At 50.3% G+C, this 529-nt stretch carries 1 protein-coding gene; it reads right to left on the bottom strand.

Going from position 1 to position 529, the window contains the following annotated elements:
* The coding region (locus R7044_RS27795) for a lytic polysaccharide monooxygenase (protein ID WP_225456315.1) at positions 1-529 on the bottom strand (529 nt) is incomplete at both ends.

The raw sequence follows: 529 nt of genomic DNA on the forward strand, positions 1-529 counted from the left end.
CGTTGTAGAATGATGCAGCGGTATCCCCCACATCCCATATCGCAAGGATGACATGGTACCCTTCGCGTTCAGGCACGTTACATTGGTGGCTCATCTGTTTTGGTGGTTGAACCATATTGCCGTCAACCACACAGAAAGGGTTTAGATCGAACGAGTCGCGTGACAATGAAGCGTTCGGGTTCCAATTCGGTTTTGTGATGTAGTATTTCCAATCACGAGTCACGTGGTTTGCTGTAAAAGTCCATTCAAACGTTTGTGTACCAGATTTTATCGGACGTTTTACCCAGCGGTCGGCGGTTTGTTCGTCTAGTGCAGCTGCTAGAGCAGTTTCTGCGCTGGCAATTTTCCCGTCGCGAGGGCCTGTCTCTGGGAAGCCATCTGGGCCTTCGACGCTTTGTGGTTCATATTGAATTGCGCCACAGTTAGTGTTTCTTTCATTGGTATCCGTTGTTGGGTGCTTACACAGCGCTGCACGACTTGCTGCGCCGCCATCGTTGGATTCCGATACGTAACCGTGTGCTAAGACACC

It is taken from the genome of Vibrio sp. 1402 (assembly GCF_033340275.1).